We start from the raw sequence: 21,204 nt of genomic DNA, 5'->3' as shown, positions 1-21,204 counted from the left end.
CGCAGTCCACCAGCGGCGGCGCGGGGTTCGGTGGACTGCGCTAGCGCTTGTCCACCCTACCGCCGGAACGATGATCAAAGCCGGGGTGGAAGCATGAGTCGGGTATTTAGGATGATCATCTGCGCACTCCTGCTCCATGGTGGCGGCGTCATGGCGGCATCGCGCGATCTCGGCTCGACCGGCGACCATGTGCGCGTCATCATCGATACCTCCAAGTCGATGTGCGGCCCGGCCTGCGGCTGGCCGGAGCCGGCCAATGACCCGGGCCGACTGTCGATCCTCTCGACCATCCTGCTGCATGACTTGCTGAAGCCCGATCCCGATAAGGCGGACAATCCCGACAGCTTTGCGGTCATTCCATTCGACAATCAGAAATGGACCGGCGCTCAGCCGCCGCTCAGCACGGCGACGCCGCGACGCGCCGGGGGCATGGCCGCGCGCCCGGCCTTCATCGCCGAATTGAGCGCGGCGCGGCTGCCGTTCGATACGATGAATACCTATTACGCACCGGGCATCGCGCGCGCACTCGCCGACCTGCCCCCCGTATCGAGTCGGGACAGTGCGGCCATCACCCGGACCATCGTGCTGATTACCGACGGCAAATCGGTCAATCCCGAGGGTGACCGGGCGACCATCGAGGGGCCGTTGCTGCCGGCACTCGCGGCCAAACAGGCGCGGCTCTATGTCATCATGTTCGGCCCGGAAGCCGAACAGTCCGGCCGGCCGTTCTTCACGGCGATCGAGCAGGCGGATGAGGCCAATGTGGCGGCCGGCCGCTATGCCGAGCGCGCCTTTCCCGGATTTTTCATCATCCGTACCGGTGATGAACTGCCCGCGACCATGATCAAGCTCTTTTCGGAGAGTTTCGGCTATCTGCACTTTCCGGACGACCGCAAGGATCGGATCGGCACGGCGACGCTCGGTTTGAATCTGCACCGCAATGTCGGCCCGGCGGAGGCGGCGGTGGTGGCGCTGAAACTGGATCCGGTCGGGCTCTCCACGCCGGCACCACCCGGCCTGGTATTGCTGCCGCCGCCCGGCGGAAGCCTGATGAAACAACACCAGCTTGCGGCCAGTGAGGCCGGCGGCAGCTACACCTTGCGCTGGGAGTTGACGCCCTCGCCGGGGGACTATCCGGTGCGGATCGAGGGCGGCGGCGACGTGTCGCTCTTCGTCTTGCGTCCGACGAATCTGACCGTGGCCCTGCGTGAGCATCGGGAGCCGCCCGGTGCACGGGAGGGCGGCGCGGTGTCCTGCCTGGCGGCGGGGGCCTTCGTCACCATGGCCGAGCGCCCCTGTCTGCTCGATTTTTTCGTGACTTCGGCCGCCGGTACCCAGGGCATCCCGGCGACACTGAAGCTCACGTATTGGCTGAAACAGCCGCGGCCGGATGGCGGGGCGCCCTGGAATATCAATGACGCCGATGGGACCGGCATCGCCGACAGCCATCATTGGGACGATCCGGCGGCCGGCGGGCGGCGCTATTGGTCGCAGACGCAATTCACCAAGAACCAGCTCGCCGGGTTGGAGACCGAGCCTTATACCGCGCATGTCACGGTGAATGTCGACCGGCAGAATAAGACGGTGGCCATGCGCGGTGCTGATGATCCATTCGAGGTGCTGGTCTATCCGCGGCTGGGGATTGCCGTGCAGCCGCCGAGCGGTACGCTCAAGAATCAGGCGAGCGGTGCGCTCGGACGCGGTGAACGGGCCTGTACGCGTTTCATTCTGAGCGAGGATTATGGCACCCGTCTGGAGAGCGCCAAGGGCAACCCCGGCTTCAATGTCCGGGCCTCGCTGATCGCGGACCCCGGCGCCATCACCGGCGACCTGCGCGGTGCGCGCTTTACACTGGACGGCGAGGGGATCGGCTTCCAATCTGTTCAACCCCAGCCGCGGGATGAGTGGTCGCAGAGCAAACAGCGGTCGCTGGAATCGTTGGTGCGTCGCGGCGGTGTCGGCGGCGAGCATGAACTCTGTGTGACGCTTGGCCCCTATGCGGATGGGGACCCGCTCAAACCGCCGGCGGTCAAGCTGCGGTTCATTCTCGATCATGCACCCTATGATCATTTCGACGTGATCGACGAATTCCAGACCACGGTGCTGGTCGCGCGGGCGGCGGATTTGCGCTGGACCTCGTTGCTGCCGTTCCTGTTATTGGCGCTGGGTCTGCTGCCGGCACTCTTGCTGCTGCGCCCGCGGTTGGCCTTGCCGGAGGACTTGGGCTATGCGGTTGCCGGCGCGGCCAATCCGCAGCGGTTCGTGGCACAGCCCCTGCCGCGTGCGCATCCGCTGCGGCTGTTGTTCGCGCGCAAGGCGGAACGCCAGGTGACGGACGGCCAGGGCGCCCTGCTGGGTTGGGTCCGACCCGAGGCGGATGCGCTCTATGGGCTGCGGCCGGTGCGCGGGGTCAAGGTGAGCAGCAGCGACGGCGTGCTCTTGGAACCCGACCGGGCCGGCATCTACCTGCTGCAGGTCCACCAGGCCTATCAATTGACGACCAACGAGGACAGTCTGTGGTTCCGGATGCAATTCATATGATCCCGCGGTTATTGCTGATCCTGTTCACGCTGACCCTGCTGCCGACCGCGGCGTTCGGACAGGCCGACACCGGGGTCAAGCCCAAGCCGCAGCGGCACCTGGCCGTTGTCCTGGACACCTCGACCTCGATGCGCGAGGCCCGCAACGATCGGCCGCGGCTGGCCATTCAGGCGATCAAGATCCTGGCGGACATGCTGGGTCCGGATGATGACCTGACGCTCGCCTGGATGCCCGACAGCCCCGACTGCGTACTGCAGCCGGACCCCAGTCGGCGTCTTGATTTGCAGGCGGGTGATCTCGCCGGTTTCAAGCAGGCACTGGATGAGCGGGCGACCTATGGCGGACCGACCAACTTCATCGTGCCGCTGCTCAGTGCCAAACAGGCGCTCGAACAGTCGCGCGCGCCGGAGCGGCTGCTCATCGTCATCGCCGACGCCGGCCGCGACTCCTGCCGGGCGGAGAGCAATCAGGTCCTGCAAGGGCTGCGGGAGGCCGGGGTGCATACCGCGTTCGTCGGTCTCGGCATCGGCGGCAAGCTGCCGCATAGTGAGTACGACATCCCCACGACGGCGCAGACCCCGACCGAACTGCTCGCCGCCATCGGCCTCATCTACCAGCGCTTCCTGGGTGCCAAGGCCCCGGATTCGGGCGAACTCGCTCCCGGCGCGACGACCATTGCCGCCAAGGTGGCGCCCTTCGTGCGCGAGGCTTTCCTGCTGGTGGCGGCGCAGGGGCCGGTGGGCGACATCAGTGCCGAGGCCGGGAATCCGTCGGCCGCGGCGGTCGAACTCGACTACCGGTCGGGCGAGACCCGCGGTCGCGATGACCTGACCCGCGGCTATCGCATCGTGCGGCTGGTGCGGCCGGACGCGGGGACCTGGCGCTTCACGGTGCCCGGGCTGACCAGCCCGGCCGGCTGGTACCTGATTCAGGACTTCTCGGTCAGTCTGCGGGTCAACACCCCGCCCACGGCGGCCCAGGGCGAGCCGGTGCCGTTGACGCTCGAACTGATCGACGACGGCACCGGTCAACGCATCCCACGGCCGGGGGAGATCCCCGGACTCGCCGTGGAGGCAATGATCGACGGCACCCGCTACGCCTTCCGCGACGATGGTCAGGACGGTGACGCGAGCGCCGACGACGGCGTGATGACCGCCCGGGTCCAGTTCATGAAATCGGGTGCCTCGACCTTCTCGGTACGGCTCGCCAGCCAGTATCTCGAAGCCGAGCAACAGCAGCGCACCCAGGTCGCCTCGGCCGCCTGGAAGCTGGCGGTGCTGACACCGCCGCAGGCTTTCATCGGCGGGACCATCCAGGTAGCGGTCCAGATTCAGCCGGCCGGTGTGGCGGCAGCACTGGCACCGCCCGATCTGGTGCGGGCGCGCTTGGGCGACAGTCAGCTCCAACTCGGCGATGACGGCCGCGACGGGGACCAACTGGCCGGTGACGGGATCTACGCCCGCGACTGGACCCCCACTGCGGTCGCGGCACTGGATGTCACTTATACCCCGGTGGGCGGCAGTGAGTCGGCGGCGGTTGAGTCCCGGCTGGATGTCAAGGGGACCATTCGCTTCGGTCCGCCCGGCGCGCTGGATCTGGGGCGGCTCACCAGCCGGTCGGTCGGTCAGGCGACACTCGATCTGCGCTTCGTCGAAGTCCGCGGCCAGTTCGACTTGAAAGTCTCCAGCGACTACGCGCGCGGCCGTTCGGTACTGGAAGTCGACCTTGGTGAGGGTTTCACCGAGTTGAAAGCCCGCGGACTCGATCTGCGCATCCAGGAAGGCGGCAACCAGCGCTATCCGCTACGGCTGCGGGTCAACCACTGTCCGGAAGGCGTGGCGGCGGGAGCCGAGCCCGCCGGGCGCGTGATCCTGGAGACGACGGATCAGATGGGCCAGGCGTTGCGTGCCGAAATCCCGATCCGCGTCGAAATCATCGCCGATGCCTGGCTGCATTGCTGGTGGCCGGTGATCGCCGCCATCCTGCTGGGGCTGCTGGCCGTCTTCATTCTCTACGGCATCCTCAGCCCCGCGCGTTTCCCGCGCAACCTGGCCGTGATCCTCTCGCCGGAGGCCGACATGGACGAGGGCTACCCATTCAACATCCGCTCCCAGAAGGGTGCGCGCAGCGGCTTCTACCGCAATGCGCGGATGCATATCACCACCGACTTCCAATTACGCCGTTCGGCGAGCGGTGCCCTGGCCCGACTGCGCGCCGATCGGCTCGGCGTCTTCATACAGCCGCTCCCCGGCAACAGTGTCCTGCACCTCGACGAAGACAACCGGTGGGAACCGCTGAGCACGGAACAGGAGACGCGGGTGCGTTTTTCGACACTCTACAAGAACCCGTCGGAGACCTTGTTCTTTGAGTTTCGTAATCTCTGAGATGTCGCGTGGCCGAAACCCTGATCAAGGCTCGGTGCGGCCTTGATCATCGTTCCGGCCGTAGGGTGGACAAGCGCTAGCGCAGTCCACCGAATCCCGCGCCGTCGCAGGCGGACTGCGCTGCGCTTGTCCACCCTACGAGGCCGCGTGGCCGGAACCGTGACAAGGCCCGCGGTCCTTTTGCACTGCGCTATTTGCTATAACAGGTCTTATTCGCTGAGCAGGCCAACCAACGGGCGATGTCATTACGCAGTTCCCTGGGTTGAGACGAAGCCACCGCGTGCCCGGATTTTCCGTAGTGTGGGTAGTAGAGGTTCACCTTTTTGTTGCCGTAGTCTCTATTGTAATAGATGGTGAACTGCCCCAGTGAGGAGTCCCCGGGTGTTGACTGTCTAACGACCTTGGATACAAAGCCCCTATGGTATTTATTCAGCGCTTCGGGCAAGGCCTCGGAAAAGAGCACGAGATCGAAATAGGCATCCGTCAGAAAGGTCTCTACCAGCAGCGCGTTTTCAAGGAAGAAGTCTCCGTAGGTGGTGTTCAGATCTGGAGACAACGGCAATGTTGGGAACAACGCTTGCCCAAGCCAGAAGCCGTTGTAGACCTCGGCGTTCCAGGCCATGAAGTAGCGGTCGAACTCGCCAAGTTCGCCGAATTTCTGTTCAAGCGATCCTTCGTATGGAAACGACGCGACCTGATCTTCGATGTATTCCTGCGAAGCAATGATTCCGGGCAATAAACTCCTTGCCGCGGATTGATCTTCACTGCCAAAAATAATCGGTAGGTCAAATACTTTGTACGCCGTCTGATCAGGGCCTAGGGCGACACGCCGCAGCGGCTTGATATCCGCGAGCGTGTTGATGTCGACACCCAAGACAGCATTCAGCTTTCCGAGCTGGTGTAATTGTTTGCTGGCATTGGCTTCGAGATCATCAGTCCAGTGGAGATTCCTATTCCAATTATAGCGGTCCAGCTCCAAGAACGGCAGCACAGATAGAGTGACACACTTGGATGTACGCCATAAATCTTTCTTACACGCTTTATCCCAAAATTTGCGATCGAATGTCTTGCGCACCGATTCGGCAGCCTTATCGATAATCGATGGTTTCTTCCAGTAGATCTCGGCCTGTTCGCTTATTTGGAAGGGGGTCAGCTGCGGCTGAATAAGAACCTGACGGCCAAATTGGGCAGCGACCGTCTCACTGCGCAGCGGCTCGACCGGCTTACCGAGAGCCCGGAAATGCGCTTTGATGGCTTCAACAAGGGGAGCATCGCGATAAAAATTATTGAGATCGTCATCGTACTTTGCACCCAGATTATAGCGATCACTGAACAACAACAAATTGAGCATCGTCGAGACGCGTATCCCGCCATAGCTTTCGCCGACTAAAACAACGGGGTTACCCTGCAGTTCTTCATGGTTATCGAGAAAGCGCAGTACGACGCGCAAGACCTGCGCTGCGTCAATAAAGGGGTTGAAGTTGCCGCGTCCGAGAAGCTCCCCATATCGTGCATCCTTACTCGTATTTAGATTCTCGGAATTGATGGCGCTCGGACCGATGTTATAGGAGAATCCAGTCAATGGCGGATCGATATAGAGTAGATGGCCGAGTCTGGTCCACCGATGCTCGTTCAGTTGATAGCCGGGGCGGTCCGTTATGGGTTTTTCGTTGGTGGTGACCGTGTAGGGAGCAGTATTATTCGCGAAGAGATTGGCACTCGTCGCTCCACCCGGTCCGCCATTGAGCATAACGAAGATGGGCGTTTGCGACGGATCATCTCCCTCGTATTCGGCCGGATGAAATGAATACCAGATCATCGCCGGCGTCGTTCCGGTTTTATTGAAGTAATCGACCCAGAAGGAGCGAAAAGAATAATGAATCGACTCAACGAATGAAAAGCCCGACTCGGAGGCCGCGATGCCCAGTCCGCAGGGGATTCCGGTCATCACCGTGCCATTTGGGCATGTCGTATTGGACCAATCAGCGCCGTTGAGCTGCGCATCAGTGAGATCAGCGCCCCTGAGGTTCGCATCCGTCAAGTTCGCATCAATCAGGATCGCTCCTTTCAGGATGATTCCGGTCAGGTCAAGACCGACAAGATTGGCACCGTGCAAGTCAGCGCCGGTGCAATCTGCATAAGGTGCGAGGGTGCACCCACTTGAGTCGGCTTCGTCAAAATCAGGGCGATACGTATTTTGGGTGTCGGCGACACTCAGACCACCGACCAGCACTGACAGACCGAGACCGAGACCGATACTGAAAAGACTTTGCTTTGTCATTTTTCATAACTCCTGCACGCTTAGCAAACGTTATTATTGTTGGTCATCCTGGTGTTGCCTTGACCTGCGCAAGACCGGAGACAAACTGTCGGACCCAAGCGTCTCTCCCCCTGAATCGTCGCTTAGGACTTCAAGTAGTGAATTTATAGAATGCGTGCAAGTTGTCGATTGTGATGTGGGTCACGGTGCGGCTTTGCGAAAAGTCAAAGGTTGCGGAGGATGACCTTGATCGTCGTTCCGGCCGTAGGTCGCGTAACAGCACAGCAAGCGACCGCGGCCGACCCGACCGGATTACCGGCCGCGGCGGGCCAGCCGGGGCCGCCATCCCTGGCGGCGCAGACCCGTGTCCGATCAGGCGGCGTTGCGCGCCGCAGACGCGCGCTTGCTCATCATCGCGGCGCGCATCATGACCAGCACGAACAGGCTTGCAACGAAGCCGATGCCGGCGACCCACAGGCTCGCCGTCGTGGGATTGGTTTGCGCATCGGCGATGTGGAAGATGTCGCCGACCAGCGCCAGCGCCGGATTCGCCGTGGGAACTGCGATCACGTAGGCACAGAAGGCCAGGAACAGTCCAAAAACCAGCAGCTTGAGGTCCATGTGCAGGGCGGCCAGCACGGTGCCGAACGCCAGCAAATAGATCAGCACCGCGGTGTACTGCTGCGCATTCATCAGCGCGCGGATGCCATGGGTGTTCAGGACATAGAGCAGTGCGATCAAAGCGCCCCAATGCACCGCCTGCTTCACCACGTACCAGATCCTGGAGTTGCCGGCGAGATAGGCCTGGCTCCAGCCGGAGACCAGCGACACGACCGCGACGATCGGGATAAAGATCTCCCAGTAACGGAAGGCGCCTTCCATCTTCGATTCGCTCAGCCAAAACAGCAGAACGGCAGCGGCAAACAACACCAGTAGCGGGAAGGCCGCCAGGATAAAAGGCATTGAATGATCGGATCTGCGCTGCGCGCTTGCCGGCTTGTGGGCTTTTTCGGGGACTAGGGTTTCGGACACGAGTGTTTCTCCAAATCGACCTGTGGTTGGGTAGAGACCGACGGTCGGATCAGCCAGGGCACAGGACGACCAAGGCTCGGAATCGCGCCACCAGCGGGCACGTGACCGTCAGGGCAGATGATCTCAGCGATATGTTGCGCGTTGTTCCTAATAGCAATTTGCGGGCAGTGGGCGTGCCGGACAGGCACCACGGCAGGCCGCCGCGATATCAAGTATAGAGACCTAACGTTCGCACGGTTAGTCTCATTACAACAAGAAGGGTTGCGGCGGTCTGTGCGGCAGCAAACAGGCGTCCAACTTCACCGGTTCCCGCGCGGGTCGACGGTGTGTCGGCGCCGCTTCGGCACGCCATGTCGCCGTGCGTTCATTTGCGGACCGCCCCCTCTCCTCTTCATACTGGTGGCTATGCCGCCCGACTGGAGCCCGCCATGACCGATACCACGTTCGACATCCCGTTCAAGAGCCCGACGATCCCGGCCGCGCTGACCGCGGACACGCGGATCCCGTTCCGCTGTTACCCCGGGATTTCGTGTTTCAACGCCTGCTGCAAGCAGGCGGATGTGACCCTGGCCCCCTACGATATTCTGCGCCTGAAGCGGCGGCTGGGGCTCACGTCCACCGAGTTTCTGCGCGACTACTCGGTCCCCTTCCAGATGGACGGGGACGGGCTCCCCGGCGTCAAGCTCAAGACACAGGATAACGGCACTTGTTTACAACTCGATGGTGACGCGGGCTGCGGGGTTTACACCGACCGCCCGACGGTATGCCGTTACTATCCGGTGGCGCTGCTGGCGCTGCGAGAGAAGGGCTCGGCGGAGTCCGAGGAGCGCTACTCACTGGTCAAGGAGGACCATTGCAAGGGGCACGCCGAGGATCGGGAAGTCAGCATCGGCGACTACCGGACTGAGCAGGGTTGCGCCGAGTACGACGATCACAACCGGGAGTGGTACCAACTGCTGCTCAAGAAGAAGTCCGCCGGACCCACGGTGGGGAAGCCGCCGCAGACCAGCCTCCAGCTCTTTTTCATGGCCTCTTACGACGTCGACAACTTCCGCAAGTTCGTCCTGTCCGCGGGCTTCCGGCGCACCTATGTGTTGCCCGACGCCTTCTACACCGCGATCGAGCAGGACGACGAGGCCCTGCTCGCGTTCGGTTTCCGCTTGCTGCGTCAGGTGCTGTTCGGCGAACGCACGCTGGAAGAGGTCGCCAACGCCTGGGAGCAACGGGTGGAGCAGCGCCGGGACGTCTGGGATGCGCGCAAGCAGGCGGAGATCGAGCGGCGGCTGGCGGACGAGGACAAGAAATATGCCGGTGACGGGTGTGAGACGCAGTGCGGCGACAACTGACCGGAGCGACGGCATGAGCGATGCCATGAGCGAGACACCGGACCTTCAACGGCTCCTCACCCAACGGCTGGCGGCGACCGCCGCCCTGCTGGAGCAGGTGCGGGCGGACGCGCCGCTGCTTGCCGCCACGGTGGACGCTGCCGCCAGGACGGCGCGCGCCATCCAGGCCGGGGGCACGATTTTCATCTGCGGCAATGGCGGCAGCGCGGGCGAGGCGACGCACCTCAGCGGCGAGTTGATCGGCCCCTTCCTGAACAAGACCCGGCGGCCGCTGCCGGCCATCGCCCTGGGCTTCGACACCAGTGCGACCAGCGCGGTGGCCAACGACTTCTCCTTTGCCGAGGTCTTCGCCCGCCAACTCGCCGCGCTGGCCCGGCCGGGCGATGTGCTCTGGGCGCTCAGCACCAGCGGGCGTTCGCCCAACATCCTGCGCGTCCTGGAGACGGCCGCGGAACGCGGCTGCCTGCGCGTCCTGATCACCGGTGAGCGCGGTCGTGACCTGACCGGGATCGCGGATATCGTCCTGGCTGTTCCGTCCGGCGAGACGCCGCGTATCCAGGAGGTCCATCTGATGCTCGGGCACTTTCTGTGCGAGGCGGTAGAGGCCCTGGCCAGTTGAGGTCCGCCACTGATGAGCCGACGACCGTGATAACCGGACGTAGGGGCGGGTTTCAAACCCGCCCCTACACCAAAGCTCGGTCTGGATCGCAGGTGTGAAGGCTCTATCAGGGGTTCGGCAAAGGTGCGCGGCAACCCTGTGGGAGCGGCCTGGGGCCGCGATGGAGTCTCGGGGGTACTCGCATGTAGGCGTTCATCGCGAGGCCCCGTCGCGGCCGGAGGCCGCTCCCACGAGGGGGCAAGAAATCTGTAAAAACGTCCCTATTCATTTGTCTCCATCCGCGGATTCCAGAATCACCAGCGACCATCGCCCCATGACTTCCGATCGCAAAGACCTCGACAGCACCGGTGCGGTGAATGACTTCCTCCAGCAGGTGGCGGCCACCCCGCGGGTGGGGCCGACGGGCGGCCGCGGGCGCCTGATCTTCGCCATGGACGCCACCGCGAGCCGCGAGCCCACCTGGGATCAGGCGGCGCGCATCCAATCGGCCATGTTCGCCGACACCCGCGCGCTGGGCGGACTCGAGGTCCAGCTCTGTTTCTATCGGGGCTTCCAGGAGTTCGAGTCATCCGACTGGATCGGGGAATCGGATCTGCTCCTGCAGCGCATGAATCGGGTGTTTTGTGCGGCCGGGCTGACCCAAATCGGGCGGGTCCTGGATCACGCGATTGCGCAAGCCGGGCGCGGGCGGGTCAATGCACTGGTCTTCGTGGGTGATTGTATGGAGGAGGACCGGGAGCGGCTGGCGGATCTGGCCGGACGGCTCGGGTTGCTGCACGTGCCGGCGTTCGTGTTCCAGGAAGGCCGGGACCCCATGGCGGAGCCCAGCTTCCGGGAGATCGCGCGGCTGAGCGGCGGTGCCTGGTGCCCGTTCGACGCCAACAGCCCCGGGTTGTTGCGCGATCTCCTGGGGGCGGTTGCCGTCTACGCGGCGGGCGGGCACAAGGCGCTCGCGCGCTACGGTCAGGCGCGCGGCGGGGCGGTGCTGGCGCTGACGCATCAGGTCAGCGGCCGGGGCAAGGGAGGCTGAGGGCGTGATCCTGCGCGTCCTGATCGTTGCGCTGCTGCTGCTGGGGGTCTTCTGGTTCCTGCGGTGGTTCCGCAGTACGCCGCCGGCGCGCGTCGCCCGGGTGCTGCGTAAAGTCGGACTCTGGACCCTGATCGGGGTGCTGGTGCTGGCGGTGGTCACCGGGCGGTTGAACCCGATCTTCGCCGCCTTCGCCGCCCTGGTTCCCACCACGATGCGGCTCCTGCATCTGGTCCAGATGTTGCCGGCCCTGCAACGGTTGTTGCGTGCGTTGGGTGTAGGGTTGCCGGGCGCCGGCGGGACCTTTGGCGGGGGGGCCGCGACCGCCGGCACCGGTGGTGGTGCGGCCGGGATCTCGTCGATCCGCACGCGGTTCCTGGTGATGAACCTGGATCACGCCAGCGGGGCCATGGACGGGGAGGTGCTGGAGGGTCCCTTCGTGGGTCGACGGCTCAAGGATTTGGGGCTCGATGAACTGCTGCGGATGCTGGAGCTTTATCGGGAGGCCGATGCGCAATCGGCCGCCGTGCTGGAGGCCTATCTGGACCGGGAGCGGGGCGCCGAGTGGCGCGACCGGGACCCGGGTCCGGGTGTCGGCGTCAGCGGCGGCAGCCCCGGCGGGGGACCGATGAACGAGGCGGAGGCCCTGGCGATTCTGGGGATCGATGCCGCGGCCGATGCGACCGCCATTCGGGACGCCCATCGCCGGTTGATGCAGAAGCTGCATCCGGACCGGGGCGGGTCCGATTATCTGGCGGCCAAGATCAATGAGGCCAAACAGGTGCTGCTGAAGAAAGTGACGAGTCAGAAATAAGTGAAACAACGAATAAGATCGTTGTCGTTGTCGTAATCGAGTTCGGTTGCATGATCCCCGCGAGGGCCTTGATCACCGTTCCGGCCGCACAAAAAAACCGGAGGTAGAGGCTTTACCGTGAAAGTCGCGCAGTGACTCCGTGGGAGCGGCGTCCCGCCGCGACGGGGCCCGGCGCGCAGCCGCAGCGTTCGCGGTTACCGCGGCACCGCATCGCGGCGAGACGCCGCTCCCACGGGGGGCCATTCATCGTCCGGGGCGGCTGATGCTCCTTCCATGGTCGTTAGCCGGTCGACGACTGGCCCTCGTCCGGCTAAAGCCTCGACCTCCAGTGCGGGATGCCCGTATGTCGGCCGGAACAATGATCAAGACCGCCTACAGATTACATGACTACGCAATCGCTTATCCGAATCGGAATCCGATTACGACAACGACCGAGACCCCAAAAGCGTTCCCGAAAGGACTTGTTTCGCTGATTAGTGAATTGTCCCAAAGAGTCCTGAGTCACTGCCCGATCCGCCGGGCGCGGACCGACTCCTCGCGCTCCAGCTCTTCCAGCGCGCCTTCGAGCCGCCGCAGGGTGTCGTCGATCTCGGGCAGCAAGACCTCTTCCAGGGCACGGGCGCGGCGTGCGGTGCGGGCATAATCGGCGCGCAGGCGCTCGAGGTTGGCGGCCGCGGCCGCCAGGGCGGCGGCACGCGGCAGCAGAGCGCGAAACAGCGCGCGGCAGTGCCGGGCCTCGGGACTCGCGAGCGGGGTCTCCGCGGGCGGCTCCGGCGGGTCCAGAGCACAGTTCAGGTCGTACAGGGTGACTCCCAGCACCGAGCGCGGCTGCAGGTGCAGCGCGCCGGCGATGGCTGCTGCCGCCGGATACAGACGCAGGCCCTCGACGCCGTGACGGGCGACCGCCTCGCGCAAGGCGCTGACCGCGTCTTGGTAATCCCGGCTGAAAGCGGTGAGCGCGGCCTCATACCGGGCCAGTTCAGCCAGGCATTCGGCGGCCAGGATGTAGCGCTTCTCGTCCAGGAAGTGATACCCCTCCTGCATCCCCTGACGCTCGTCCTTGAGTGCCAGGAAGGCGCTCTGGGTGGGAGTGACATCAGGGTCAGCCATGTGCGTTCAGGTGCGATGCAGGCGTGGATGTATCATCCGGGCACGCAATGCGCGCGGATTTGCTGGTCGCTCAAGCGGTGGAGTTCGCTCTCCGGCAGGCCGCGCAGCGCCGCCCAGCCGGTGGCCATGCTCTCTTCCAGGGTGCGTGCCGCGGTGCCCTGATGAACGACGTTTTGCTCAAAATCGTCGCCGAAGGCAAGAAACTTGCGGTCCGTGGCGGAGAGCCCGTCGTCGCCCACGACACTGGCCAGCAGCCGGGTTTGCTGGGCCTGGCTGTAGGAGGCATAGAGTTGGGCGGCCAGGGCCGGGTGATCGGCGTGGGTCAGTCCTTTGCCGGTCCCGTCCTTCATCAGGCGCGACAGGCTTGGCAGCAGCCGGATCGGCGGGTAGATGTTGCGCCGATGTAACTCAGGATCCAGGACGATCTGGCCCTCGGTGATATAGCCGGTCAGGTCCGGGATCGGGTGGGTGATATCGTCGTTGGGCATGGTCAGGATCGGCATCTGGGTGACCGACCCCGGCCGGCCGTGGATCCGGCCGGCGCGCTCATACAGCGTCGCCAGGTCCGAGTACATGTAGCCGGGATAGCCCTTGCGGCTCGGAACCTCGCCGCGGCTGGCCGAGACCTCGCGCAGGGCCTCGCAGTAATTGGTCAGGTCGGTGAGGATGACCAGGACGTGTTTGCCCTCGGTGAAGGCCAGGTATTCGGCGGCCGTGAGCGCATAGCGCGGTGTCAGCAGGCGCTGGGCACTGGAATCGCTCGCCAGATTCAGAAAGAGCACGGTTCGCGCCAGTGCCCCGCTTTTTTCCATCTCATTGCGGAAGAACTCGGCACTGTCATGCGGGATGCCGATGCCGGCAAAGCAGACCGCGAAATCCCGCGCGCCGGCGGCGTCCGCTCCAGCCCGGCCCGGCAGCCGGGCATTGCAGGCGATGTCGACGGCAATGCGGTCGTGGGGCAGGCCGCCGCCGGAAAAGAGCGGCAGCTTCTGGCCGCGTACCAGGCTGTTCATCAGATCGATGGCCGTGAAGCCGGTTTCCAGGAACTCGCAGGGGGCCGCGCGGGCCGATGGTTTGATGGGGAGTCCGTCGACCCGATAGGACTGGCGGGCGGCGAGTGGCGGCCCGCCGTCCAGGGGCTTGCCGACCCCGTTGAAGACCCGCCCCAGGAGCCCCGGTCCGACCGGAAAGTGCAGCGCCTCGCCAAGAAAGCGCACCCGGGTGCCGGCCAGCGCCAGGCCGGCGGTATCGTCCAGCAGTTCGATGGTGACCGTGTCCTCGTCCAGCGCGGCGATCCGCCCGAGTCGGACGGCGCCGTCGGCCCCTTCGACCTCCACCGCCTCATTCAGACCGACATCGACGCTGCGGCGCAGGAACAGCAGCGGCCCCGCGGCCCGTTGGGCGATCGCTTCACCGATCAGTCTGGCGTACATCGTTGTTCCTGGTTCAGGCCATTGGTCAGGCGCCGTACGGTGGCGGCGAGATCCTGTTCCAGGGCGGAGAAGCGTTCCCAATCGCCCTCGGGGATCTCCTCGCCCATGCGCATGAGCGCGCGGAAGATGGGTTCGGCGGCGATCGACTCGGGTGGGACGCCGGTCTCCAGCAGCCGCTCCGCCGATTCGATGAAGGTGCCGATGAGCCGCATCATCACTGCCTGGCGGGCGGGCGAGGCGTAACGGTCGTTCTCGGAGAAGGCGGACTGGCGCAGAAAGCACTCGTTGACGAGCCGGGCACAGAGCAGCACCAGACGCTGCCGGGCGGGCATGGCGTCGCGGCCGATGATGCGGGCCATCCGCTCGAGTTTGGCCTCTTCCTCCAGCAGGGTGAGAAACCGGCGGCGCAATTCCTCCCAGCGAGTGCAGCCCTCGCGGTGCCACCAGCGCGCCAGTTCGCCGGCCACCACGCTGTAGGATTGCAGGGGATGAATGGCCGGATAGAAACGGGCCTGGGCACGGCGTGCGTCGAGCCCCCACAGACAACTCACATAGCGTTTGGTGTGGGTGGTGACGGGTTCGGAGAAGTCGCCGGAGGGCGGGCTGACCGCGCCCAGGACGGTCACCGAGCCGGGCGCGCCGCCCAGGGTCCGCACCCGTGCCGCGCGCTCGTAGAAGGCGGCCAGCCGGCTGCTGAGATAGGCCGGATACCCGGCCTCGCCGGGAAGTTCGCCGAGTCGGCCCGAGACCTCCCGCAGAGCCTCGGCCCAGCGGCTGGTGGAGTCCGCCATCAGGGTGACGTTGAGTCCCTGGTCGCGGAAGTATTCGGCCACCGTGATGCCCGTGTAGATGCTCGCCTCGCGCGCCGACACCGGCATGTTGCTGGTGTTGGCGATGATGACGGTGCGCTCCATGAGCGGCCGGTCGCTGCGCGGATCCTCGAGCGCGGTGAATTCGGCGAGCATCCCGGCCAGTTCGTTACCGCGCTCCCCGCAGCCGACGTAGACGATGACGTCCGCGTTGCACCACTTGGCGATGGTCTCCAGCAGAATGGTCTTGCCGGTGCCGAAGCCGCCGGGGATGGCGCCGGTGCCGCCGCGCGCGATCGGGAACAGGCAGTCGATGAGGCGCTGACCGGTGAGCATCGGCTCGTCGCGGGCCAGGCGCTCGGCGACCGGCCGGGGCTGGCGCACCGCCCACTCGTGGCTCATGGCGATGGCGTGCAGGGTGCCGTCCGCGGCGCGCAGCCGGCACACCGGCTCGTCGTGCCGGTAGCGGCCGGCCTCGGCGATCTCGGCCACCTGGCCCGGCGGCAGATCCGGCGGCACCAGGCAGCGCAGTTGCAGCGCGCTGGCCCGGCCGCCGCCATTGCCGATCGAGCCGATGGCGGCGCCTGGCGTCAATTGAGCGCCGACCTGTACGTCGGGCGAGAAATGAAAGCGCTGGGCCTCGGCTTCGTCTTGCAGGCCGGGGGTGACATAGGGGTCCCGCGGGTCGCCGATGGGACGCAGCAGCCCGTCGAAGATGCGGCCCAGACAGGCGGGACCGACGCGGATGGAGAGCAGCCGTCCGGTGCCCGCCACCGTGACGCCGGGACGCAGTCCGCTGGTGTCCTCGTAGATTTGGACGGTGATGCTGTCCAGGGCGATGCGGATCACCTCGCCCAGGAGGCGCCGCTCACCGACCTGCACCGCCTCGCGCAGGCGGAAGCTGCCGTCCGGGCGGGCGCGCAGGACCGAGCCGGTGATCGCCGTCGTGATGGCCGTGCTCACCGGGCGATCCTCTCACCCGCAGCGGGCTCCAGGGTCAGGAGCGCCAACAACCGCGCCTCGAGGCGGGCGCGATCTTTGAGCAGGCCCTCCAGGCTGACGTCGAGCAGCGCCCCGCCGCTCGCGATGGTGAGACCCGCCGTCAGGGCGCCATCCGCGATGAAGCGCGGCTCGGCCGTGCGTTCTTCGGCCAGGGCCGCGGCCAGGGGTTGCCATTCGGCGGCGCTCCAGCCGGGGGCATGGCGGATGGTCCAGAGCCCGTCCGGCAGCACCCGGCGGGCTTGATCGAGGGCGCTGACCGCCCAGTCCCGGCGCGTGTCCGGTGCCGCCCAACGCGCCGCGAGGCGTTGCCGCAGGCGCGGCCAGGCGCTGGTCAGCAGTCGGGTCGTGGCGCGCTCGTCGCCGGTCCGCGCCCGGGTGTCATGCTCGGCGCGGGCGGCGTGGATCCGCGCCCGTGCGCCGGCGCGCTCCGCGACGATGCGGGTATGCAGGCGATCACGCTCCGCCCGGTAGGCGCGGCCCACCACGGCACCGGCTTCAGCGCGGGCGGCCTCCAGCAGGGTGCGGCAGGCGTCGTCCCGATAGACATTGATCAGCGCGATGAGCCCCGCCTCACGCTCGTCCAGGTTCATTCGCTCATCCCCAGTTGGTGGCGCATTGCTGCCGCGCGGTCGGGGGCGGCGACCCGCTGCCGGACATCGGGGATGACCAGGATCAGCGGGCGTTCGGCCACCTCGGCCCGGCGCAACAGGTCCGCGGGCAGGCGCGCGGCGATTTCGGCGGTGATGAGCAACAAGGCGACCTCCCCGCGCAGACGGCGAAACAGTGCCGCAAGCTCCGTGTCGGGCCGCGTCGGGTCGGGGCAATGGCAGTCCACCCCGGCGAGTCGGAACCCCAGCGCGCTGAGGTCGTCACCCATGAAGGCACAGAGCGTCATCGTCCGCTGACTCAGCGCAGCCGGTTGAGGATCAGCACTGAAATGATGATGCCATAGATCGCGATCCCCTCGGCCAGGCCGACCAGGATCAGGACCCGGCCGAAGAGTTCAGGCTTCTCGGCCAGTGCCCCGATGGCTGCGGCGCCCACGCTGGCGACCGCGTAGGCGGCCCCCAGGGCCGAGAGACCGGTGACCAGTGCCGCCGCCATGTAACCCCAGCGCAAGACGCCGGGATCGATGGCGGTCGCGGCGCCGGCCGCCGTCCCCGCGGCCAGTGCCGGGGCCTGCCAGAGGAGCAGGCTTCCGACCCCGGCCAGCAAGGCCGCTCCCAACACCATCAGGGCGACGAGCAGGATGCGACGATTCATGATGCAACTCCCCACAGTCAGCAAGGCCGCGATACGCCTCAGCAAGCATTGTTCACCTTTCAGCCGACCGCTTCCACCACCGGCGGCGGTGCCGGCAGGGGCTTGAAGACCCGGCCGGTGCCGCGCAGGAAACGGTTGAAAAACTCGAACAGGACCAGCCGGGTCGTCTGGACCCCGACCACCAGGCCTTCGAGCGCGATGATCAGGAGATTGCCCGCAATCAGAATCAGGGCGGCGGCCCACCCGGGTGCCGGCTGCGCCATGGACACGACGGCCGCGGACAAGGCCGCGTGGGCCAGGGCGAAGGCCCCGACCCGGGCGAATGAGAGTGTATTGACCATAACCTGTATGCCTGATTCCAGCAGGTGGCCGATCGCGGCCAGGGCGCCGATCAGGTTACGCTGCACCAGCAACGCGCCGAGCAGATACCAGGCCGCCCCGACCGGGGCGAGCCAGCCGAGCGCGGTGCTGAAGGATAGGCTCGCCAGGCCCAGATACATGACCAGAAAACCCAGGTCGCGCAGCAGCCAGCGCCCCAGTTCGCCGCGTCGCAGCGCGCCCAGTCCGTCGAGCAGTTGGCCGAGCGAGAGCAGTCCGACGGCGAACACCAGGGGGACGGCCAGCACGGTGATGGGCTCCTGCAAGGGATGCAGCCACAGCGCCGGAATGAGGTCCTCCATGCCGAACAGGCTGCCGAACAGGAGACCGAAGCCCATCGCCGAGGCCCCGCACAGGATCAGCATGCGGGCCAGCTCGAGGCCCTGCCGCGCGAACCACCAGCCCAGCCCGAGCAAGACCGCGCCTTGTCCGAGGTCGCCGAACATATAGCCGAACAGCAGGGGTACGATGACGGCAACCACGGGGGTGGGGTCCGCCTCGTCGCTCCCCGGCACGCCGAAGGCACGGGCGAACAACTCGAATGGGCGCATCCAGGGCGGATTGTCCAGGACCTGGGGCGGGCGCATTCCCGCGGGCGGCGGGCGGAAGCGCAGCAGGGCGTGCGTGCGGGCGTGATCGAGTGCGTCGGCGAGCCGGTGACCGCGCAGATCGTCAGTCCACCCGGTGACCCAGACCAGGTGCTCTCCCGCCAGTTGCAGTCCGCCGACATGGGTGGCGAACCAGGCGAGTCCGCCGACCTCGCCGAGCACGTGGTCGAGGTCATAATCCTCGAACAGGTTGTCCAGTTCGGCGTAGAGCAGCACCACCCGGGTCGACAGGGCGAGGCGTCGCTGCCCGATCAAGTCCAGACAGTGGCGGGTGTCTCCCTGGAGCCAGGGCGGGTGCTCGATGATGCGGCCTCTGAGCGCCTGGACCAGGTGCTTGACGTCATCGAGCCGGTCGGCGGGACTCAGGATCAAGAAACACAGGCCGCCCTCCCAGGGGATACCGCGGGGGATCATCCAGGGGGGGAATCGGGGGTCGGCCTCGGGCGGCAGGATGCAGCAACAGGTCCCGAGTACCGGACCGCCGTGGGTCACGGCATCGAGATCCAGCCGTGATGGGGCGATGCGCTCGAGCACCTGGGCCAACCGCTGGAGTCGGGTCAGCTCTTCTTCGCAGGATTGCAGGGTATCGATCAGCGGGTCGGCCTCCCGCCGCCAGGCGTCGATCCGCAGCAACGCCCGCTGCAGGACCAACGCGGGCGATTCCGCCAGCGCCTGCCGGTGCAGGCGCCCGCGCGCCCAGTAGCGCCCATAGCGGATCAGAAGGCTTTGATAGGCGCCCAGCGGGGCGGCGAGATGCTGGATCGGGAAGGCCTCATAGGCCCGTATTTCGAGTTCCACGGCACCGGTCGCGGCCAGGGCGGCGACCGCGGCGACACTCTCGGCACGCGGGCACAGGACCTCGAACCAGCGGGTAGAGGCGCAGCGCAGCATCAGTGGCCCTGCCCCGTGTCAGGTGAGGGAGTGAACAGGGCGCGACGCAACAACTCGGCGCGCAGCCGTTCCAGGTCGAGCAGGATCAGGGCCAGATAGATGTGCACGGTGACCGGGGCCAGCATGGACTGATGAAACTGGAGCCGCAGGCGTTCGCGCAGCGCCTGGCGCAGGTTCCAGGCGTCGGCGGGGTCCGCGTGCCGAAAGGCGCTGAGGTGGGCCACCAGGCGGGCGGTGAACGCCTCCAGGTCGCGCGTCCAACCCTGTCGAGCGGGCGGCCAGCGGTTCCGCCACTCGTCCGCCCACCGGGCCGGGATCTGGTCGGGTCGCGGCGCGTCGCGCAGCATCCGGAGTCCAGCCCGTTCCAGTGCGTCCGGGTCCGGCTCCCCCGCGTCACTGACCAGGGCGCGCAGGCGCGGATCCGCGCTTGCCCAATCCGCGTGGCGCTTGGGCTGCGCCGTGTCGGCCAGGTGTTCGAACACGGGCAGATAGGGCAGCCAGGCTGTCCAGGCGACTGTCGCCCGCCAGGGCCGGGGGACCCAGCGCGCTGCCTCGTCCGCCAGTTCGGCGGCCAGCGTGCGCAGACCCCGCTCCAGGACCAGGGCGTCACTGGTGGCGGAGAGCCGCTTGACCCAGGGCCGCAGGGGGCCGCGTCGGGCCTCTTCGAGGAACGCGGCGAGGGTGCGCACACCGGCCAGGCGTTGCCACTCCGCCGCGTCGGGCAGATTGGCATAGCGTGCCTGGAGCCGCGCCTGGCAGTAGCTGAAGTCTTGGTTCAGGTACATCGGGGGGCTCGCGCCGGCCGGCTGAGGGCTTCATCGACCAGGATTTCGATCGCCGCGTCAAGACCGGGGGCGGTCTCCTGATCGGCGTCCTGGGCCGCCGGCGCGTCCGCGGGCAACAAGGCGTGCAGCGCCTGAGCCACGCGCGCATCGGCGATGGTATGGACCAGGCGCAGCCGTCGATCCGTGCGCTCAACGATTGACCTGGCCTGTTCCTCGGCGGCAGCGATGAGCGCGGCGGCCTGGTGCCGACAGGCCTCGACCTGCGCGCGGGCCTGCGCCTCCGCCGCGAGGACGCGGTTGAAAGCCGCATCGATGCGGTCGGTGTCGCCGAGTTTGGTCAGTTTACTCATACGCCGAATAACGAACACAACGACCGAGTGACCGTATCGCCCCGGATGCTCTGGCAAACCTTAGTGTAGACGCTCCAGCGCGGATCGGGCGGCGCCGCTTGCTGCCGGCGGTCAGTCAGGTCCCGCGGCCGGCGTGTCGGTACCGGTGCGACCCTCGTCCCCGGATGCGGCCTGCAGACGCGCGCGGTAGTCCGTAAAATGACGTAAGAACAGCGCTTCCAGGTCATCGATGACGACCGCCGCGTCCCGGCCCTGGAGCACATGAGCGGACATCAAGGCCGAGGTTTCGTTGAGCATGGGGCCGCGATCGAGCATGGTATAGGTGCGGGAGAGGCGGCGGATGGCGGCGATGACCGTCTCCTGTTCCGGTCGCGGTAGCGGTGTGGGTACAACGGGCGGGGCCGGCGCGGCGGCCGGTTGCCGACCCGCGGCGAGGAACTCGGCAAAGGCCAGCAGGGTGCGCCGATCGTCTTCGCCCAGGGAGCGGAACAGTTGCGTCAGGCGGGGCTCGTGGCTGTCACTGCCATGTCGCAGGGCGCGATGGTCATTCAT

The 21,204-nt window shown here is 66.2% G+C and carries 18 protein-coding genes; 6 read left to right on the top strand and 12 right to left on the bottom strand.

Features of this window, described 5'->3' with window-relative positions; translation table 11 throughout:
- The first annotated feature begins 111 nt into the window (after window positions 1–111).
- Both A39O_RS0120795 and A39O_RS0120790 read left to right on the top strand, forming a co-directional pair.
- Window positions 112–2,541, top strand: coding sequence for a vWA domain-containing protein (locus A39O_RS0120795; protein ID WP_020506601.1), 2,430 nt, complete (start codon window positions 112–114; stop codon window positions 2,539–2,541).
- Window positions 2,538–4,925: a vWA domain-containing protein gene (locus A39O_RS0120790; protein ID WP_020506600.1), complete on the top strand. Its 2,388-nt coding sequence runs from the start codon at window positions 2,538–2,540 to the stop codon at window positions 4,923–4,925. Before A39O_RS0120795 ends, A39O_RS0120790 begins: the two co-directional genes overlap by 4 nt.
- 190 nt (window positions 4,926–5,115) lie before the next feature.
- Here the strand turns inward: A39O_RS0120790 and A39O_RS36905 are convergent, their stop codons facing one another.
- Both A39O_RS36905 and A39O_RS0120780 read right to left on the bottom strand, forming a co-directional pair.
- Complete coding sequence (locus tag A39O_RS36905; protein ID WP_020506599.1) at window positions 5,116–7,206, bottom strand: pentapeptide repeat-containing protein; 2,091 nt, start codon at window positions 7,204–7,206, stop codon at window positions 5,116–5,118.
- Between the two features lie 351 nt (window positions 7,207–7,557).
- Complete coding sequence (locus A39O_RS0120780) at window positions 7,558–8,217, bottom strand: hypothetical protein (protein WP_085954711.1); 660 nt, start codon at window positions 8,215–8,217, stop codon at window positions 7,558–7,560.
- A 428-nt stretch (window positions 8,218–8,645) separates the two neighbouring features.
- On the opposite strand from A39O_RS0120780, the gene A39O_RS0120775 reads away from it, so the two are divergent.
- The 4 genes from A39O_RS0120775 (at window position 8,646) to A39O_RS0120760 (ending at window position 12,023) form a co-directional block, all read left to right on the top strand.
- Complete coding sequence (locus tag A39O_RS0120775; protein WP_020506597.1) at window positions 8,646–9,563, top strand: YkgJ family cysteine cluster protein; 918 nt, start codon at window positions 8,646–8,648, stop codon at window positions 9,561–9,563.
- 13 nt (window positions 9,564–9,576) lie between these two features.
- On the top strand, window positions 9,577–10,182 hold the full coding sequence (locus A39O_RS0120770; protein WP_020506596.1) for a D-sedoheptulose-7-phosphate isomerase: 606 nt from the start codon (window positions 9,577–9,579) through the stop codon (window positions 10,180–10,182).
- 313 nt (window positions 10,183–10,495) lie between these two features.
- Complete coding sequence (locus A39O_RS0120765; RefSeq protein WP_020506595.1) at window positions 10,496–11,212, top strand: hypothetical protein; 717 nt, start codon at window positions 10,496–10,498, stop codon at window positions 11,210–11,212.
- Between the two features lie 4 nt (window positions 11,213–11,216).
- Window positions 11,217–12,023 carry a DnaJ domain-containing protein gene (locus tag A39O_RS0120760; protein WP_020506594.1) on the top strand — a complete coding sequence of 269 codons (807 nt, stop codon included), beginning with the start codon at window positions 11,217–11,219 and terminating at the stop codon, window positions 12,021–12,023.
- Between the two features lie 501 nt (window positions 12,024–12,524).
- Here the strand turns inward: A39O_RS0120760 and A39O_RS0120755 are convergent.
- The 10 genes from A39O_RS0120755 to A39O_RS34425 all read right to left on the bottom strand — a co-directional run bounded on the left by A39O_RS0120755 (window position 12,525) and on the right by A39O_RS34425 (window position 21,204).
- Complete coding sequence (locus A39O_RS0120755; RefSeq protein ID WP_020506593.1) at window positions 12,525–13,133, bottom strand: V-type ATP synthase subunit D; 609 nt, start codon at window positions 13,131–13,133, stop codon at window positions 12,525–12,527.
- A gap of 32 nt (window positions 13,134–13,165) precedes the next feature.
- The gene (locus A39O_RS0120750) at window positions 13,166–14,566 is read right to left on the bottom strand and encodes a V-type ATP synthase subunit B (protein ID WP_020506592.1); all 1,401 of its coding nucleotides are present in this window, start codon (window positions 14,564–14,566) and stop codon (window positions 13,166–13,168) included.
- Window positions 14,551–16,338, bottom strand: a complete 1,788-nt coding sequence (locus tag A39O_RS0120745) for a V-type ATP synthase subunit A (RefSeq protein ID WP_020506591.1) — start codon at window positions 16,336–16,338, stop codon at window positions 14,551–14,553. The genes A39O_RS0120750 and A39O_RS0120745 overlap by 16 nt, the downstream gene beginning before the upstream one ends.
- Window positions 16,335–16,967 (bottom strand): hypothetical protein, encoded by a 633-nt coding sequence (locus A39O_RS0120740; protein WP_020506590.1) that lies wholly within the window; start codon window positions 16,965–16,967, stop codon window positions 16,335–16,337. Before A39O_RS0120740 ends, A39O_RS0120745 begins: the two co-directional genes overlap by 4 nt.
- Entirely contained in the window at window positions 16,964–17,272 is a 309-nt protein-coding gene (locus A39O_RS0120735; RefSeq protein ID WP_020506589.1) for a V-type ATP synthase subunit F, read from the bottom strand. The genes A39O_RS0120740 and A39O_RS0120735 overlap by 4 nt, the downstream gene beginning before the upstream one ends.
- 11 nt (window positions 17,273–17,283) lie before the next feature.
- Complete coding sequence (locus A39O_RS0120730) at window positions 17,284–17,640, bottom strand: ATP synthase subunit C (RefSeq protein WP_020506588.1); 357 nt, start codon at window positions 17,638–17,640, stop codon at window positions 17,284–17,286.
- Between the two features lie 59 nt (window positions 17,641–17,699).
- On the bottom strand, window positions 17,700–19,517 hold the full coding sequence (locus A39O_RS0120725) for a V-type ATP synthase subunit I (RefSeq protein ID WP_020506587.1): 1,818 nt from the start codon (window positions 19,515–19,517) through the stop codon (window positions 17,700–17,702).
- A complete protein-coding gene (locus tag A39O_RS0120720; protein ID WP_020506586.1) occupies window positions 19,517–20,302 on the bottom strand; it encodes a hypothetical protein in 786 nt (261 codons plus the stop codon). The genes A39O_RS0120725 and A39O_RS0120720 overlap by 1 nt, the downstream gene beginning before the upstream one ends.
- Window positions 20,293–20,652: a hypothetical protein gene (locus A39O_RS0120715; RefSeq protein WP_020506585.1), complete on the bottom strand. Its 360-nt coding sequence runs from the start codon at window positions 20,650–20,652 to the stop codon at window positions 20,293–20,295. The genes A39O_RS0120720 and A39O_RS0120715 overlap by 10 nt, the downstream gene beginning before the upstream one ends.
- 111 nt (window positions 20,653–20,763) lie before the next feature.
- Window positions 20,764–21,204 carry a hypothetical protein gene (locus A39O_RS34425; protein WP_020506584.1) on the bottom strand — a complete coding sequence of 147 codons (441 nt, stop codon included), beginning with the start codon at window positions 21,202–21,204 and terminating at the stop codon, window positions 20,764–20,766.

Source organism: Lamprocystis purpurea DSM 4197 (assembly GCF_000379525.1).
GTDB classification, from domain to species: domain Bacteria; phylum Pseudomonadota; class Gammaproteobacteria; order Chromatiales; family Chromatiaceae; genus Thiodictyon; species Thiodictyon purpureum.
Note: the sequence above shows the minus strand (reverse complement) of the source record. Positions and strands in the feature narration are given on the sequence as shown.